The sequence below is a fragment of the Streptomyces sp. NPDC001604 genome (genome assembly GCF_042893475.1).
Lineage (GTDB): Bacteria > Actinomycetota > Actinomycetes > Streptomycetales > Streptomycetaceae > Streptomyces.
In genome coordinates, this window is the sequence record NZ_JBIAUY010000004.1 from 215,730 (window position 1) to 230,783 (window position 15,054).

Consider the following 15,054-nt stretch of genomic DNA (forward strand, 5'->3'; position numbering starts at 1 on the left):
AGCCCCGCGCCCCTTAAGGCCTGGTGTCCAGCCGCTCGTCTCTCAGCATGAACCATGCTGCCGCTGCCGTTGCGAGCAGGACCGCTGCGCCCACTCCCGACGCGAGCGCGAGGCCGTTGACGAAGGCCTCCCGGGCGGACGACAGCATCGTCTGTGCCGTATCCGTCGGCATGCCGGCCGCCGCCTCCACCGCGCCCCCCAGTGACTCGTGCGCCCCTGCCGGAGTGCCTGTCGGAGCAGCGAAGTCGCGGTAGACGCCCGTCACGATCGAGCCCAGGGTGGCGATTCCCAGGGCCGCGCCCAGTTCGTACGCCGTTTCCGACACGGCGGACGCCGCGCCCGCCTGTTCCTTCGGTACGGAGGAGAGGATGACGTCGGCGGTCACGGTGAAGGAGAACCCGGCGCCGATGCCCACCACCAGGAGGGCGGCGCCCAGGACGGCATAGCCCGTCGACTGGTCCAGGGTCGTCAGGACGGCAAGTGCGAGGCCCACCGCCGCCAGGCCGCCCGCGACGACCGTCCGAACGGAGAAACGACGGGCCGCGCGACCGGCGACGAGACCCGCCGCCACCGCACCGACCGCCGCGGGCACTTCGGCCAGGCCCGCCTCGAACGGGTGCCTGCCCTGGACGAGTTGCAGGTACTGGGAGAGGAAGAAGACCAGGCCGGACAGGCCGAGGATGGTCAGCAGGTCGGCCAGGACCGCGGCGCTGAAGCCGCGGTTGCGGAACAGACGCATGTCCAGCAGCGGGGTGGGGAGCGTGAGCTGGCGGCGGATGAACCGGTACAGCGCCGTCGCGCCCACTGCGCCCGCGGCGAGCGTCGGCCACTCGAAGCCGTGGGTCGCGGCCTCCTTGACCGCGTAGACGATGCCGATCACACCGACCAGTGACAGGGCGACGCCGGCCAGGTCCCACGGGCCCGGGTTCGGGTTGCGGGACTCGGGCAGGGTGCGGATGCCGACGAGGACCAGGACCACCATCACGGGCAGGTTGATCAGGAAGACCGAGCCCCACCAGAAGTGCTCGAGGAGGAAACCGCCGGCGATCGGGCCGATCGCCGTGCCCGCGGACGCCGTCGCGCCCCAGATGCCGACCGCGAGGCTGCGTTCGCGCGGGTCGTGGAAGAGGTTGCGGATCAGGGCGAGGGTGGCGGGCATGAGGGTGGCTCCCGCGACGCCGAGCAGCGCGCGGGCCAGGATCATCAACTCGGGTGTCGTCGCATAGGCGTTGAGCACGGATATCACACCGAACGCCGTGGCGCCGCCGAGCAGGATCCGCTTGCGGCCCATTCGGTCGCCGAGGCTGCCCATCGACACCAGCAGGCCCGCGATGACGAAGGAGTAGACGTCCCCGATCCACAGGAGCTGGGTGCCGGAGGGCTTGAGGTCCTCGCTGATGTAGGGGGTCGCGAGACCGAGGACGGTCGCGTCGACGGCCACCAGCAGCACGGCGAGCACCAGGACGGACAGCGCGAGCCAGCGGCCCGGGCGCTTCACCGCCTCGGTCGTGGTCGCCGGCTGCAGGGTGCTGGTCATGATTCCTCTCTCCGTAGCGCGCCGCCGAGCAGCAGCTCGGCGACCATGTGGGTGAAGTCCTTGGGGGCGACGCGGCCGTCCTGCATGGCCCAGGCGCACGAGGCGATCAGGCCGTAGAGAGCCTCCGTGAGCCAGACGGGGGTGAGATCGATACGGAACTCGCCCGCCTGCTGTCCGCGTACGAACAGCGCGCCCATGCGGGCGTCGAGCCGCTGCCAGCCCGCGTCCTGGCCGGTTTCCCAGAGCTGGCTCTCGCCGTACAGGAAGGCGAGCAGTCCGGCGGCGGGCTGGATCTCGCTCACCAGCCTGCGCACGGCCTCGCTCGCGGTTCCCTCGTCCAGCCGGGCGGCGTCCAGCGCCGCCTCGCACTCCGCGATGCCGAGCGCCTCGAGCGCCCGTACCAGTGCGTCACGGCCCGCGAAGTGGCGGTGCAGCGTGGCGCGGCTGATCCCGGCGGCCTTGGCGACCTCGTCCATGGTCGCGGTGGATTTGCGGGTCAGCAGGGCTGCGGCGGTGCGCAGTACGTGGTCACGGTCGACGGCCATGAGACGACAATAACGCACGTGAGACATGAATGTCTCATTGTGGGCATGCGCGTCTCACGGGGTTGAGGGTTCCGGCGATTTCAGTGCCAGGGCAGCTGCCCGCGCCGCTCCCAGTACGCCTGCGGATCCTCCGCCAGTTCGGCCAGGCGGGCCAACTGGTCCTCGTTCAGGTCCACGACCGCGGCGTGCAGGTTGGAGGCGAGCTGGGTGGCGGTCGCCGCGCCGGACAGCACGACCCCCGCCCAGGGCTGGCGGAGGATCACGGCGAGCGCCACCGCGTCGCAGCCCAGAGACGTTTCTGCGGCTACGGCCTTCAGGGCGTCCGGTGCATAGGGGTCCGCGAGGCGGCCGTTGGCCATGCCCTCCTTGACGATCACCGTGAGCCCGGCCTCGTGCGCCTCGGCGAGGGCGGGGGCGGCCGAGGTCTCCAGGATGTTGTACGTCGACTGGACGGTACGGAAGAGGGGCTCGCCGTCGACCGTCACATCGAGGGCGGCGCGGATGGCCTCGGCCTGCGCGGGGCCGCTGGTGGAGAAGCCGATGGTGGTGCCCCGGGCGGCCGCCTCCGCCAGCTTGGCGTGGAGTTCCTTGTCGGTGAGGGCCGGGCTGTCCGGGGTCACCGAGTGGATCTGGTAGAGGTCGAGGCGGTCGCCGAGCAGTTCGGCGGTCTCGGCGCGCTGGCGCTCGTAGGTCTGGACGCTGTGGTCCTTGACCTCGTGCTTCTCGGCGTCGGTGGTCCAGTCGGCGGTGTAGGTGTAGCCCCATTTGCTGCCCACGACGATGTCGACGAAGGATGGGCGGGCGTTCAGCCAGTCGGCGAGGAACTCCTCGGAGCGGCCGTAGGAGCGGGCCACGTCGAAGTAGCGGACGCCCTGGGCGTAGGCGGCGTCGAGGAGTTCGTGGGTGCGGGCGCGCATCGCTTCGGCGCTGCGGTCCTCTCCGAGGTCCTGGTCCCGGCCGAGATTGATGTAGCCCGGACGGCCGACGGCGGCGAGACCCAGTCCGATGTGCGCGGTGGGCGTGGTCGCGTGGGCCAGGCGGCTGAAGCACATGGTGGCTCCCTGCACGTTCGGCGGAGGAGATCCCGCGCCAGGAGCGGGATCCCGCACCAATCTACCCAGCCTCGTGCGGTTCAGCCCGCCCTGCTCAGACGCAGCGCGGCACGAAGGCGGGGTCGGCCGGGCCCTTGCGTTCCAGGGCGTTGAGGACCCACTGCTCGACCAGCGGCGACTTGGGCGCCTGGTCGTGCTCGGTGGTGTCGAGCGGGCAGCGGTCCTGGAGGCGGACGTTGGTCACGTACGTGCCGGGGCCCTTGAGGAAGGCGCTGGTGTACGGCACCACGACCTCGTCGTACTGGGTGGCGATCGCCGTGTAGTCGGGGCCCACCGGGGTCTCCGGGTCGGAGTTGAGCTTCTGCAGGAAGTCCGAGCCGGCGGTCTGGTCGACGCAGGAGTCGCAGACGGTGGCGCCGGCCGCGAGGGCGAGGGGGTTGGTGGTGCCGTGGTTGGACGGCACGATGCCGACGAGGTCGTCGACCTTGGTCGCGCCGCCGAGGAACTTCACGTAGTAGCGGGGCATCATGCCGCCCTGGCTGTGCCCGACGATGTCCACCTTCTTGGCGCCGGTCGCGCCGAGCACGGCGTTCACGAAGTCCCGCAGCTCGGCCGCCGAGTCCGGGATCGGGGCGGTCTCCAGGCCGCCGTACTCGAAGGAGAAGACGCAGTAACCGGCGTTCGCCAGCGCGGGCGAGAGGGTCAGCCAGTTCTCGGACGAGGTCTTGAAGGTGCCGTTCACCAGGACGACCGGCTGCGGATGGGCCGAGTCCGGCTTGCAGGACCAGTCGTTGGAGCCGGGCGGTGGGGTGTCGGCGGCGCCCGCGGGGGCGGTGAGCCCGAAGGCACACAAGGCCGCTATGGCGGTGACGGCGAGAAGGCGGGCGGTTCGTCTGGTACCTCGGGCGCGCATGACGTCCCTTTCATGCTCGGCTGCGATCGACCGGCGTTCGGCATTGTCGACCGGGTAACCGGAATCGTTACCTCCGAGTAGAGCCACGTCAAGGTTTCGGCCAGTGGCTGAATCTCATCCGTTACCTGACGGCCCGGGCAGCACGAAGGGCCCGGACGCGTTGTCCGGGCCCTGCTGTGCGCTGCGGTGCGGCGGTCAGACCTGCTTGGCCGTGGCCCATGCGTGCTGTGCCGCCACGTCCGCCTTCACCTCGGCGAGCTGGACGGCGACGGCGCTGGGCGCCGTGCCGCCGCGGCCGTTGCGGGAGGCCAGGGCGCCCGGCACGTTCAGGACGGTGCGCACCTCGGGGGTCAGATGGGCGGAGATCTTGACGAACTGCTCGTCCGTCAGCTCGTCCAGCTCCTTGCCCTCGGCCTCGGCGGCCTTCACGCACTCGCCGGCGACCTCGTGCGCCACACGGAACGGGACGCCCTTCTTGACCAGCCACTCGGCGATGTCGGTGGCGAGGGAGAAGCCGGCCGGGGCCAGCTCCTCCATGCGCTCGCGGTGCACGGTGAGCGTCGCCATCATGCCGGTGAAGGCCGGGAGCAGCAGCTCCAGCTGGTCGATGGAGTCGAAGACCGGCTCCTTGTCCTCCTGGAGGTCGCGGTTGTACGCGAGCGGGAGGGCCTTGAGCGTGGCCATGAGACCGGTCAGGTTGCCGATCAGGCGGCCGGACTTGCCGCGCGCCAGCTCGGCGATGTCCGGGTTCTTCTTCTGCGGCATGATCGACGAGCCCGTCGAGAACGCGTCGTGCAGGGTCACGAAGGAGAACTCCTTCGTGTTCCAGAGGATGATCTCCTCCGCGATCCGGGAGATGTTGACGCCGATCATCGCGGTGATGAAGGTGAACTCGGCGACGTAGTCGCGGGAGGCCGTGCCGTCGATGGAGTTGCCGACGCTGCCGTGCTCGAAGCCGAGGTCCTTGGCGACCGCCTCCGGGTCCAGGCCGAGGGAGGAGCCGGCGAGGGCGCCCGAGCCGTACGGCGAGACCGCCGTGCGCTCGTCCCACTGGCGCAGCCGCTCCGCGTCCCGGGACAGCGCCTGGGCGTGGGCCAGGACGTGGTGGGCGAAGAGGACCGGCTGGGCGTGCTGGAGGTGGGTGCGGCCCGGCATCGCCACGTCCGGGTGCGCCTCCGCCAGGCCGATCAGGGCGTCCTGGAGGTCGGCGATCAGGCCGGCGATGGTGCGGGCGTGGTCCCGGAGGTACATCCGGAAGAGGGTCGTCACCTGGTCGTTGCGGGAGCGGCCCGCGCGGAGCTTGCCGCCCAGGTCGGGCCCGAGGCGCTCCAGGAGGCCCCGCTCCAGCGCGGTGTGGCAGTCCTCGTCGGCGATCGTGCCCACGAAGGAGCCGTCGGCCACGTCCGCCTCGAGCTGGTCGAGTCCGGCGATCATGCGGGTCAGCTCGTCGTCCGTGAGGAGGCCCGCCTTGTGCAGCACGCGCGCGTGGGCTCGCGAACCGGCGATGTCGTACGGCGCCAGCCGCCAGTCGAAGTGGACGGAGGCGGACAGCTTCGCCAGGGCCTCGGAGGGACCGTCGGCGAAACGGGCGCCCCAGAGCCGTACGTCACCGCTGTTGCTGCTCACTTGCGTTGCTCCTAGGGAGGATTGGTCGGTATTGCGCACAGTCTCGCTCGCGCGAGGTCACGTCAGGCTATGCCTGCGACTGGCGCTGGGCCGCGATCTTCGACGACAGGCTGTAGATGTCGATGAAGCCCTTGGCCGCGGCCTGGTCGAAGGTGTCGCCGGTGTCGTAGGTGGCCAGGTTGAAGTCGTACAGGGACGACCCGGAGCGCCTGCCCGTCACGACCGCCCGGCCGCCGTGCAGGGTCATGCGGATGTCGCCGTTCACATGCTGGTTCGCCTCGTCGATGAAGCCGTCGAGGGCCCGCTTGAGCGGGGAGAACCACTGGCCGTCGTAGACGAGTTCGCCCCAGCGCTGCTCCACCTGCCGCTTGTAGCGGGCGAGTTCGCGCTCGACGGTGACGTTCTCCAGCTCCTGGTGGGCCGTGATGAGGGCGATCGCGCCCGGGGCCTCGTACACCTCGCGGGACTTGATGCCGACGAGGCGGTCCTCGACCATGTCGATGCGGCCGATGCCCTGGGCGCCGGCGCGCTCGTTGAGCTGCTGGATCGCCTGGAGGACGGTGACGGGCCTGCCGTCGATCGCGACCGGGACGCCCTGCTCGAAGGTGATGATCACCTCGTCGGCCTCGCGCGGGGTCGCCGGGTTCGAGGTGTACTCATAGATGTCCTCGATCGGGGCGTTCCAGATGTCCTCCAGGAAGCCCGTCTCCACCGCGCGCCCGAAGACGTTCTGGTCGATGGAGTACGGGGACTTCTTGGTGGTGGCGATCGGGAGCTGCTTCTCCTCGCAGAAGGCGATCGCCTTGTCGCGGGTCATCGCGTAGTCGCGGACCGGGGCGATGCACTTGAGGCCGGGGGCGAGGGCGACGATGCCGGCCTCGAAGCGGACCTGGTCGTTGCCCTTGCCGGTGCAGCCGTGGGCGACCGTGGTGGCGCCGTGCTTCTCGGCGGCGGCGACCAGGTGCTTGACGATCGTCGGCCGGGAGAGCGCGGAGACCAGCGGATAGCGGTCCATGTAGAGGGCGTTGGCCTTGACCGCCGGGAGGCAGTACTCCTCGGCGAACTCGTCCTTGGCGTCGGCGACTTCGGCCTCCACGGCACCGCAGGCGAGGGCGCGCTTGCGGATGACGTCCAGGTCCTCGCCGCCCTGGCCGACGTCGACCGCGACGGCGATGACCTCGGCGCCCGTCTCCTCGGCGATCCAGCCGATGGCGACGGAGGTGTCCAGACCGCCTGAGTAGGCGAGTACGACGCGCTCGGTCACGGGGGTCTCCTCACACCGCGTTCACTGACATGCATGAGTATGCAGTGCTCTGCATGATTCGTCAATCGAGCTCGGGCGGGAGCCCGGGGTGTGGAGAAGTCCTGAAAGACGGTTGAACAAACGAAACCGCTTACTCGTACTTCACCCCGAACGCCGGCGCCGCGTCTGTAAACCCACTCCTGACCCAAGTGAGGCATCCGCATGTCCAGGGCTCTTCCGAAGTACAACAAGCGTCGCGTCGCGATCATCGGTGGCGCTGCCGCGGTGGCGCTGTCCGGAGCGGTGATCGCCGGTTCCGCCCTCGCCGGGACGCCGTCCAAGGGCAGCGCGAACAACGCCCGGACCCTGGCCGCGTCCCCCGGCACCATCACCTGCCAGGACGTGGCCTCGAAGCTCCCGGCGATCCCGGCCTCCGCACAGGCCGAGGTCACCCGCAACCTCACCCTGCTGCAGACGCAGATCCAGGAGGCCAACAACCGGCTGCAGAGCACGGTCGGCCAGGGCGGCCCGAACTTCGTGAACAACGCCATCCTGGGGCCCCTCAAGGACAAGCGGGTGGCCACGATCAACCGCATCGCCACCGCCATCGGGCGTACGGCGGCCAAGCCGACCGGCCTGGACGCGCTCGCGCCGTGCACCCTGAACGCCGGTGGCGCGAACGCCGGCGCCAACTCCGGCAACGCCAACAAGGGCAACGCAAAGGGCAACGCCAACAAGGGGAACGCCAACGCGGGCAACGCCAACAAGGGCAACGTCAACGCGGGCAACGCCGGCTCCGGCGCCTCCGCCGCGGGCACCATCAGCTGCCCGGACGTCGCCTCCAAGCTCCCGGCGATCCCCGCCTCCGCACAGGCCGAGGTCACCCGCAACCTCACCCTGCTGCAGACGCAGATCCAGGAGGCCAACAACCGGCTGCAGAGCACGGTCGGCCAGGGCGGCCCCAACTTCGTGCAGAACGCGATCCTCGGCCCGCTGGCCGACAAGCGGAAGTCGACCATCGACCGCATCGCGATCGCTATCGGCCGCACCTCCGCCAAGCCGACCGGCCTGGACTCCCTGGCCGCCTGCACGCTCACCAAGTAACAGGAGTGGCAGGCGCTGTGGCCGCCCCGATCCAGCGCCGGCCGGGGCGGCCACGGCCGGTGGCCTGCAAGCGGAGCCCATAATTCCTTTAGACAGGCGAAAGGTTTGCGTTCATAATCTTGAGGCGTGGGAAAGACTTATGAACGCATAGACGGCAGGCTGCGCAGGTTCATCGAGGCGCAGCCCCTCTTCTTCACCGCGACCGCGCCCCTCTCCGGCGACGGCACGGTCAACCTCTCCCCCAAGGGCCTCAAGGGCTCCTTCGCGGTGATCGACGAACTCACCGTGGCCTATCTGGACTTCGCCGGATCCAACGCGGAGACGATCGCGCATCTGCGGGAGAACGGGCGTATCACGCTGATGTGGTGCGCCTTCCAGGGCCCGCCGAACATCGTGCGGGTGCACGGCCGCGGAGAGCCCGTCTTCCGCGACGACCCCCGCTTCAAGGAACTGCTCGCCCATTTCCCGGACATCGACCCGGCCCCGCACGGCCTGCGGGCGGTCATCCTCGTGACGGCCGAACTCGTCCGCGACACCTGCGGCTACGCCGTGCCGTTCATGACCTACGACGAGGACCGCGACCTGCACGGCAAGCGCTTCGCGCGCGAGGACGACACCTCGCTCGGCGAGTACTTCGCCAAGAAGGAGCACATCGCCACGAGCCTGGATGGCCTACCCGGGCTGCCGTTGCCGCTGCCCCCGTCTACGGTCTGAGCCATGCGATCAGCTCTCGTCGCCGGCGCCCTGGTGTGCGCCTCGCTCCTGGTCCTCGGTGCCGTGCCGGCCGCCTCGGCCTCCGGTGCGCCTCTTCCCGCCCGCATGGCCGACACGGGCGGCGGTACGCAGCTGATCACCGCCGTGGCCCCGAAGGCGGCCTCGACGACCGGCACGGTCACCTGGTGGGACCTGCGGGGCGGCCGGTGGGTGAAGGCCGGTTCGGCGTCCGCGCGATACGGGGCGAAGGGGCTCGTGGAGGGGGCGTCGCGCCGGCAGAACACGAACACGACTCCGACCGGGCTGTACGACCTGCCGTACGCCTTCGGCATCTTGGCCGCGCCGCGCGGGACCCGGTACAAGTACCGTGCGGTGAAGCAGAGTTCGTGGTGGTGCGAGGACATCCCCTCGACGTCCTACAACCGTTGGACCGATCCGCGCCCGGCCGACTGCCGTGCGTCCGAGTCCGAGCACCTCGCCTCGTACGGGACGCAGTACGCCTATGCGTTCGTCATCGGCTTCAACTACCACCAGCGCGTACGGGGGCGGGGCGCCGGCATCTTCCTGCATGTCAACGGGCGTGGGGCCACCGCGGGTTGTGTGTCCGTGCCCAGGTCCGCGATGCGGGCGATTCTCCAGTGGGCGGTTCCCGGGAAGGAGCCGCACATCGCCGTCGGAACAGCGAGCGGGAGTACGGCGATCACGCGGTACTGAGCCGTACGGAGAAGGTGGTCGAGCCCGCGCTGCTCTCCAGGCTCACACTCCCCCCGTGTGCCTCCGCCACCGCTGCCACGATCGACAGGCCCAGGCCCGCGCCCCCGCCGGGGGCGTCCTTGCGGCGGCGGTGCTCGGCTCGCGTGAAGCGTTCGAAGACGCCCGGCTGGATGTCCTCGGGGACGCCCGGGCCGTCGTCGTGGACCTTGAGGAGGACGGTGGTGCCCTCGGTGTCGAGGGACACCGTCACCTTCGTGCCCACGGGTGTGTGCACTCGCGCGTTGGTCAGCAGGTTGGCCAACACCTGCTGGAGCCGGTGCGCGTCGCCGTTCACCGTGACCGGTTCCTCCGGCAGCTCCAGGCTCCAGCGGTGCCCGGGGCCCGCGGCCCGGGCGTCGGTCACGGCGTCCAGGACCAGCATGGTGAGGTCGACGGGTTGCCGTTCCAGGGGGCGGCCCGCGTCCAGTCGGGCCAGCAGCAGCATCTCGTCGACCATCTCGCCCATGCGGCCCGACTCGGCGGCGATGCGCTCCAGGGCTCGGGTGATCTCCGGCGGTACCGGGCCGGGGTGGAGCAGGGCCAGTTCCGCGTGGCCTCGGACGGATGCGACCGGGGTACGCAGTTCGTGGCTGGCGTCGGCGGCGAAGCTGCGCAGCCGTTCCTCGCTGGCGTGCCGATGGGTGAGGGCGTCCTCCACGTGGCCCAGCATGCGGTTGAAGGCGGCGGCCACCGTGCCCACCTCGCTGCGCGGGTCGGACTCGGGGGCGCGCGGCGGCAGGGCCACCTCGCCGCTTGCCAGGGGGAGTTCGCTGACCCGGGTGGCGGTCGCGGCGACCCGGCTCAGCGGTCTGAGGGACCAGCGCACCCAGAGGGCGCCCGCCACGCCGGTGAGGGTGAGGGCGGCTCCGAAGACGATCCCGGCGACCAGTTCGAGGCGGTGGACGGCGGCCTCCACGGGCTCCAGCGGCAGCCCGGTGATCAGGACGTCGCCGTCGAGGCCCCTGGACGCGGACACCCGGTAGCCGTGCAGCGTGGAGAGCCGGACGCTGTGGCCCCTGCCGTCGACCGGGACCGCGGCGAGCTGCCTGGTGTCCCTGGCCGTCAGCGTGACGTCGACGACTCCGCCGGTCCGGATGACCGCGGCGTTGGTGGCCGTACCGTCGACCAGGCGGGCGCCGAAGGTGCCGGCGGCCTGTCTGCGGTCGTCGCCGCGGTTGTCCGCGTCGTGGTCGCTGGGCAACTGGCCACCGTGTTCGAGGCTCACCGCGAATCGGTTCCCGGTCTGCTGCAGCTGCTCGTCGAGGCGGCTGGTGAGGAAGCCGTTCAGCTCGATCACGGCGGCGAGGCCCACCGCCGCGCAGCTGACCGCGAGCAGCACCACCAGGCCGACGGTGAGCCGGGCCCGGAGCGTGCGTGGCCGGGGCAGCCGCCGCCACTGCACCCTCATGGCGTCACCGGCTTGAGCACGTATCCGGCCCCCCGCACCGTGTGGATCATCGGCTCGCGGCCCGCGTCCACCTTCTTGCGCAGATAGGAGATGTACAGCTCGACGACGTGGGCGCGGCCGCCGAAGTCGTAGGACCAGACCCGGTCGAGGATCTGTGCCTTGCTGAGCACGCGGCGCGGGTTGCGCATCAGGAAGCGGAGCAGTTCGAACTCGGTGGGCGACAGCTCGACCAGCTCGCCCGCCCGGGTCACCTCGCGGGCCTCCTCGTCCATCACCAGGTCGCCCACGGTCAGCCGCGGGCCCTCGTCCAGCTGGCGTGCCATGCCGGCGCGGCGCAGCAGTCCGCGGACCCGGGCGACGACCTCCTCCAGGCTGAAGGGCTTGGTGACATAGTCGTCGCCGCCCGCCGTGATGCCGGCGATGCGGTCCTCGACCGCGTCCCGTGCGGTGAGGAAGAGCACGCACACATCGGGCTTCACGGTGTGCAGGGAGCGCAGCACGGCGAAGCCGTCGGTGTCGGGCAGCATCACGTCCAGCACCACGGCGTCCGGCATCAGCTCCCGCGCCTCGGCCAGCGCGGTGGCGCCGTCGCCTGCCGAGCGGACCTGCCAGCCCTCGTAGCGCAGGGCACCCGAGAGCACCTCCGCGAGATCCGGGTCGTCGTCGACGACGAGGACGCGCAGCGGAGTGCCGTCGGGGCGGGTGAGGGCGGGGCGGCCCGAGCGGGTGGTGTTCATCGCCCTACCAGGATCCCCCCTCGCCGGGGCGGGCGGCGGCCGCCGGTGCTCTGAGTTTCCTCTGAGTGGGCTCAGAGGGTGCCGGTTCAGAGGCTGCTGAGAGGTTGCGGCGGCACAGTTGCGTCCGGACACAGGCGAAAGGACGCACACATGACCACCGTGTACGAGCGGCGGACGGCACCGGCCGTGGCACCGGCCGCGCGGCGCTCCCCCGCGGGCCCCGTGCTCGCCCTGCTGTGGGCCGGGGCGGCGGCCGTGGTCGCCCTGTGGTGGACGGACACCGGGTCGGTGGTGGGCGCGGCGGGCTGGCTGACCGGGGCCGGGCGGATCGCCGGGCTGCTGTGCGGGTACGCCTGCGCCGTGCTGGTCGGTCTGATGGCGCGGGTGCCGCTGCTGGAGCGGCGGATCGGCTCGGACCGGGTGGCCCGCTGGCATGCGATGGCCGGCCGCTACACCGTGTGCCTGCTGGTCGCGCACATCGTGCTGATCCTCCTCGGGTACGCCGCCCAGGACCGCGCCTCGGTCTGGCACGAGACGCTCACCGTGGTCCTGGACTACCCGGACATGCTGAAAGCCACTGCCGGGACGGTCATCCTGTTCGCGGTCGGCATCACCTCGGCGCGCGCCGCCCGCCGTCGGCTCTCCTACGAGTTCTGGTACTACGTCCACCTGCTCACGTACCTGGCGGTGTTCCTGGCCTTCTTCCACCAGCTGACCCTGGGCAACGAGTTCAACGGCCACACCGCGGCCACGGCCGCCTGGTACGCGCTGTACCTGGGCGTCGCGGCCCTGGTGCTGTGGTTCCGGCTCCTGGTACCGCTGCGGCTCAACCTGCGGCACCGGCTGCGGGTGGAGTCGGTGCACAAGGAGGCGCCGGGCGTGTACTCCGTCGTCGTACGGGGCGAGCGGCTGGACGAACTGGGCGCGCGGGCCGGGCAGTTCTTCCGCTGGCGCTTCCTCGGCGAGGGCATGGGCTGGGCGTCGACGCCGTACTCCCTGTCGGCGACGCCCCGCCAGGACCTGATGCGGATCACGGTCAAGGCGCTCGGCGACCACAGCGCGGCCGTCGCGCTGCTGCGGCCGGGCACCCGGGTGTGGGCGGAGGGCCCCTACGGGTCGCTGACCCAGGACCGGCAGACCGCGCAGAAGTCGCTGCTGATCGCGGGCGGCGTCGGCATCACACCGCTGCGGGCCCTGTTCGAGACGCTGCCCGGCGAGGTCACCCTTCTGTACCGGGCGCGCACGGCCGAAGACCTGGCGCTGGGCGGGGAGTTGGAGGCCATCGCCCGCTGGCGCGGGGCCAAGGTGCTGTACGCGCTCAACGGGCCGGACGGCCGGCGCCCCAGCCTCACCGCCCAGTCCCTGCGCGCGTCCTTCCCCGACCTCGTGGGCCACGACGTCTACATCTGCGGCCCGCACGGCTTCGCCCGCGAGCTGTACGAGGAGCTGCGCACCGCGGGTGTGCCGGACCGCCGTATCCACCACGAGTCGTTCGAGCTGTGAGGCAGGCGAAGTGCACGCGTTGAAGAAGAACCGCCCGCTGCGCCGGATCGTGCTGGCGAGCGCCGCCACCGTCTCCGGGATGGTGCTGCTGCTGTCCCTGAAGCCGCACTCGACACCGGCGGCGGCCCTGGCGGTGCCCGCGCCCTCCGGCAGTTCGAGCGCTGCCGCGGCCACCGGCACCAGGACCGTCACCGGCGACACGGTCCAGACCCGCTGGGGCCCCGTCCAGGTCCGTATCACCCTCAAGAACGGCAGGCTCACCGAGGTGACCGCCGTCACCTACCCGACGGAGAACCCGCGGGACCAGGAGATCAACAGCTTTGCCCTCCCCCGGCTCAGGAGCGAGGCGCTGCAGGCCCAGAGCGCGAACATCGACACCGTCTCCGGGGCCACGTACACAAGTGACGGTTACCGCCAGTCACTCCAGTCCGCGCTGGACTCGGCACGCGGCTGAACGCACCGGCGTCGCGCCACGTATCTCTGGGCCAAGGGACCACGACAGCCCCCTTGCCCCCGCCCCGGAGGAACAGTGACCACCACGCTCGCAGGCGGCCGCGCCGCCCGCCGCCAGACGATGCGCCGCATCCGCCCGCGCCGCTCCCCGGCGACCGTCCTGCTGCTCGCCGTATGGGCGGGCGCGGTCGGTGTGCTGTGGCTGTGGTGGCACAACACGCCGTCCATCGCCGACCAGAACGGCAAGATCCTCAACGCGGGCCGGATCACCGGTCTGCTGGCGGGTTATCTGATGGCGCTCGTGGTGCTGCAGATGGCCCGGGTGCCCGCTCTCGAACGGCGCGTCGGCTCCGACCGGGTGGCGCGCTGGCACGCGATGAGCGGCCGCTACACGCTCTGCCTGGTCTTCGCGCACATCTTCCTCATCATGTGGGGCTATGCGCTGCAGGCGGGCAAATCGCTCGGCGACATCGTCCAGCAGACGATCGACTCCATCAACCAGTTGCCGGACATGGGCAAGGCGGCCATCGGCACGGGCCTTTTCGTGGTCATCGGGCTGACGTCGATCGGCCCGGTCCGCCGCCGGATCCCGTACGACACCTGGTACCACGTCCACCTGCTGACGTACGGCGCGGTGTTCCTGACGTTCTGGCACCAGATCACCACCGGCAACGACTTCGCCGTCGAGCCGACCGCGAAGACCTTCTGGTACGTGCTGTACGGGTCGGTGACCGCGCTGGTGATCTGGTACCGGATCCTCACCCCGATCCGGCTGAACCTGCGGCACCGCATGCGCGTCGAGGCCGTGATCGAGGAGACCCCGGGCATCGTGTCGGTGCTGATCGGCGGGCGGAAGCTGCACCGGATGGGCGCGGAGGCCGGGCAGTTCTTCCGGTGGCGGTTCCTCGCGCCGGGCATGCGGTTCTCCTCCCACCCGTACTCGCTGTCGGCGGCACCGCGTCCCGACATGCTGCGGATCACCGTCAAGGCGATCGGCGACCACAGCGCCCGGCTGCGCGAGCTGACGCCCGGTACCCGGGTGTGGGCCGAGGGCCCCTACGGCGCGATGACCGCGCAGCGGCGCAGCCGCGGCAAGGTACTGCTGGTGGCCGGCGGCGTCGGCATCACGCCGATGCGGGCGCTGTTCGAGACCCTGCCCGGCGCCTCCGGCGACATCACGCTCCTGTACCGGGCCAACACCACCCAGGATCTGGCCCTGTGGGACGAACTCGCCGCCATCGCCGACGACCGCGGCGCCCGGCTGATGTACGCGGTCAACAGCCCGGACGGGGAGCGCCCGGACATCTCGGCGGAGCGGCTGCGGCAGAAGCTGCCGGACATCGAACAGCACGACGTCTTCATGTGCGGGCCTGCCGGGTTCGCGCAGGGCGTGTACGAAGCACTGCGCGGGGCGGGAGTGCCCGCCCGCCGCATCCATCACGAGTCGTTCGAGATGTGAGCGACGG

General features: G+C 70.9%; 14 protein-coding genes. 6 read left to right on the forward strand and 8 right to left on the reverse strand.

Annotation, left to right across the window (positions count from 1 at the left end; genetic code table 11):
- Window positions 1-13 precede the first annotated feature (13 nt).
- The 6 genes from ACFY1E_RS14080 to ACFY1E_RS14105 form a co-directional block, all read right to left on the reverse strand.
- Complete coding sequence (locus ACFY1E_RS14080) at window positions 14-1,537, reverse strand: MFS transporter (RefSeq protein ID WP_389075292.1); 1,524 nt, start codon at window positions 1,535-1,537, stop codon at window positions 14-16.
- On the reverse strand, window positions 1,534-2,082 hold the full coding sequence (locus ACFY1E_RS14085) for a TetR/AcrR family transcriptional regulator (protein WP_389075293.1): 549 nt from the start codon (window positions 2,080-2,082) through the stop codon (window positions 1,534-1,536). Before ACFY1E_RS14085 ends, ACFY1E_RS14080 begins: the two co-directional genes overlap by 4 nt.
- 80 nt (window positions 2,083-2,162) lie before the next feature.
- A complete protein-coding gene (locus ACFY1E_RS14090; RefSeq protein ID WP_389075296.1) occupies window positions 2,163-3,134 on the reverse strand; it encodes an aldo/keto reductase in 972 nt (323 codons plus the stop codon).
- 94 nt (window positions 3,135-3,228) lie between these two features.
- Window positions 3,229-4,047: an alpha/beta fold hydrolase gene (locus ACFY1E_RS14095; protein ID WP_389075298.1), complete on the reverse strand. Its 819-nt coding sequence runs from the start codon at window positions 4,045-4,047 to the stop codon at window positions 3,229-3,231.
- A gap of 195 nt (window positions 4,048-4,242) precedes the next feature.
- A complete protein-coding gene (gene argH, locus ACFY1E_RS14100) occupies window positions 4,243-5,673 on the reverse strand; it encodes an argininosuccinate lyase (RefSeq protein WP_389075301.1) in 1,431 nt (476 codons plus the stop codon).
- Between the two features lie 67 nt (window positions 5,674-5,740).
- Window positions 5,741-6,937, reverse strand: coding sequence for an argininosuccinate synthase (locus ACFY1E_RS14105; RefSeq protein ID WP_389075304.1), 1,197 nt, complete (start codon window positions 6,935-6,937; stop codon window positions 5,741-5,743).
- Window positions 6,938-7,138: 201 nt separating this feature from the next.
- On the opposite strand from ACFY1E_RS14105, the gene ACFY1E_RS14110 reads away from it, so the two are divergent.
- The 3 genes from ACFY1E_RS14110 to ACFY1E_RS14120 all read left to right on the forward strand — a co-directional run bounded on the left by ACFY1E_RS14110 (window position 7,139) and on the right by ACFY1E_RS14120 (window position 9,448).
- Window positions 7,139-8,020, forward strand: coding sequence for a hypothetical protein (locus ACFY1E_RS14110; RefSeq protein ID WP_389075306.1), 882 nt, complete (start codon window positions 7,139-7,141; stop codon window positions 8,018-8,020).
- Between the two features lie 126 nt (window positions 8,021-8,146).
- The gene (locus tag ACFY1E_RS14115; RefSeq protein WP_389075309.1) at window positions 8,147-8,734 is read left to right on the forward strand and encodes a pyridoxamine 5'-phosphate oxidase family protein; all 588 of its coding nucleotides are present in this window, start codon (window positions 8,147-8,149) and stop codon (window positions 8,732-8,734) included.
- A gap of 3 nt (window positions 8,735-8,737) precedes the next feature.
- Complete coding sequence (locus ACFY1E_RS14120; RefSeq protein WP_389075311.1) at window positions 8,738-9,448, forward strand: L,D-transpeptidase; 711 nt, start codon at window positions 8,738-8,740, stop codon at window positions 9,446-9,448.
- On the opposite strand, the gene ACFY1E_RS14125 is transcribed toward ACFY1E_RS14120, so the two are convergent.
- Window positions 9,435-10,895, reverse strand: coding sequence for a sensor histidine kinase (locus ACFY1E_RS14125; protein WP_389075313.1), 1,461 nt, complete (start codon window positions 10,893-10,895; stop codon window positions 9,435-9,437). The two genes, ACFY1E_RS14120 and ACFY1E_RS14125, sit on opposite strands and share 14 nt — an antisense overlap.
- Entirely contained in the window at window positions 10,892-11,632 is a 741-nt protein-coding gene (locus ACFY1E_RS14130; RefSeq protein WP_389075316.1) for a response regulator transcription factor, read from the reverse strand. Before ACFY1E_RS14130 ends, ACFY1E_RS14125 begins: the two co-directional genes overlap by 4 nt.
- Window positions 11,633-11,782: 150 nt before the next feature.
- Between ACFY1E_RS14130 and ACFY1E_RS14135 the strand changes: the two genes are divergently transcribed.
- The 3 genes from ACFY1E_RS14135 to ACFY1E_RS14145 all read left to right on the forward strand — a co-directional run bounded on the left by ACFY1E_RS14135 (window position 11,783) and on the right by ACFY1E_RS14145 (window position 15,047).
- Entirely contained in the window at window positions 11,783-13,135 is a 1,353-nt protein-coding gene (locus ACFY1E_RS14135) for a ferric reductase-like transmembrane domain-containing protein (protein WP_389075318.1), read from the forward strand.
- Window positions 13,136-13,145: 10 nt separating this feature from the next.
- Entirely contained in the window at window positions 13,146-13,589 is a 444-nt protein-coding gene (locus ACFY1E_RS14140; RefSeq protein WP_389075320.1) for an FMN-binding protein, read from the forward strand.
- Between the two features lie 75 nt (window positions 13,590-13,664).
- Complete coding sequence (locus tag ACFY1E_RS14145) at window positions 13,665-15,047, forward strand: ferric reductase-like transmembrane domain-containing protein (protein ID WP_389075322.1); 1,383 nt, start codon at window positions 13,665-13,667, stop codon at window positions 15,045-15,047.
- Window positions 15,048-15,054: the final 7 nt, after the last annotated feature.